Consider the following 1,614-nt stretch of genomic DNA (forward strand, 5'->3'; position numbering starts at 1 on the left):
GTCGTCTGTGAAAAGCGCTGAAGCCCGCAGGGAGGCGTGGGTTTTGGTGGATATGAAGTAATCGAATTTGCAAGGTTTTGGGGAAATCGGGCGAAAAGCTTGCGATTACGCGCGCCCGTGCACGTAGGGGCTTTCCTCGCAAGTCGGGTCGTGATTCATTGAGTTGGACGAAACGAAGAGGTTTTGCCGATGCCTCCGAAGAAGCCCGCGCAGCGCAGTGACGAGTTGTTCCGCAGTCAGCTCGACAACATGGTCGACATGGAACACGCGCTGGTGAAATTGGCGGGGCTGATCGACTGGTCACGGTTCGATGCGGCCTATGGACGGTTCTACCATGAGAAAGGCCGCCCTGGGCTGTCGACGCGGCTAATGGCAGGCCTGCACCTGCTCAAGCACATGGAGGGCCTGTCGGACGAAGCCGTCTGCGCCCGCTGGGTCGAGAACCCGTACCACCAATTCTTTTGCGGTGAGCAGTACTTCCGCCACAAGCTGCCACTGGATCGCTCGTCGATGACGCGCTGGCGGAACCGGATCGGGGCCGACAAGCTGGAACTTCTGCTCGCCGAGACGCTGCGCGTGGCGATGGAAACAAGGGCAATGCCGCCGCAGGCCTGCGAGCGGGTGACGGTGGACACGACTGTACAGACCAAGGCGATTGCCCATCCCACCGACAGCCACCTGCTGCTACGCGGCATCGAGTGGCTGAACCGGATTGCCCGCAAGCACGGTATCAAGCTGCGCCAGTCATTCCTGCGGGTGGGCCGCCAGGCTCGGCGCGATGTCTCCCGGCTGATCCACGGGCGCGGTCACAAGCAGGCGATGCGTTGGGTGCGCAAACTTCGCACCTGGCTGGGCCGGCTCGACCGCGACATCGGCCGCAAGATCGCCGGAAATGAGGAACTCGAGGCCGCCTTTGCCGTCGTCCGCGAGCGGGTGGCGAAGATCCTCACCCAGAAGGCTGGCAGCACGGACAAGCTTTATGCCCTGCACGCGCCCGAGGTGGAATGCATCGCCAAGGGCAAGGCGCGGACCCGCTACGAGTTCGGGGTAAAGACCTCGATCGCGGTGACAAACGCCCGCACCGCCGGCGGCCAGTTCATCGTCGGCATGCAGGCGTTGCCCGGCAACCCCTATGATGGCCACACCCTGTCCGGGCAGATCGAGCAAGTCGAGCGCCTGACCGGCGTCACCGTTGAGCGGGCTTATGTCGATCGCGGCTACAAGGGGCACAAGCATGGCGGGCAGGCCAGGGTCTATATCGCCCACACCCGCGGGATCACCTCACCCACGATCAAGCGCGAGCTCAGGCGACGAAATGCCATCGAACCGATCATCGGTCACACCAAGTCCGATGGCCTGCTCGAGCGCAATCACCTCGCCGGTGCCACCGGCGATGCCATCAACGCCATCCTGGTCGCCGCGGGGCACAATCTCAGGTTGCTCGTCGCATGGCTGACTGCGCTTTTGCGCGCCCTCATCGCCGCCTGGCTATCCCCAGTCCTGCCCAAAATGGCCGCTGCCTGAAAGCAGCCTACCAGTTCGATAAACCCCTCACGGCACATCGGACGCAATCTACCCGTCGCCGAAACGAACATCGCATTGTTCACGGCCGAC

1 protein-coding gene is annotated in these 1,614 nt (G+C 63.1%); it reads left to right on the forward strand.

The genetic code is table 11. The features are described from left to right. Positions 1–189: 189 nt before the first annotated feature. The gene (locus ACODRZ_RS26675) at positions 190–1,524 is read left to right on the forward strand and encodes an IS5 family transposase (protein ID WP_069707542.1); all 1,335 of its coding nucleotides are present in this window, start codon (positions 190–192) and stop codon (positions 1,522–1,524) included. The last annotated feature ends 90 nt before the right edge of the window (positions 1,525–1,614 follow it).

Source organism: Novosphingobium sp. FG90, from assembly GCF_057808725.1.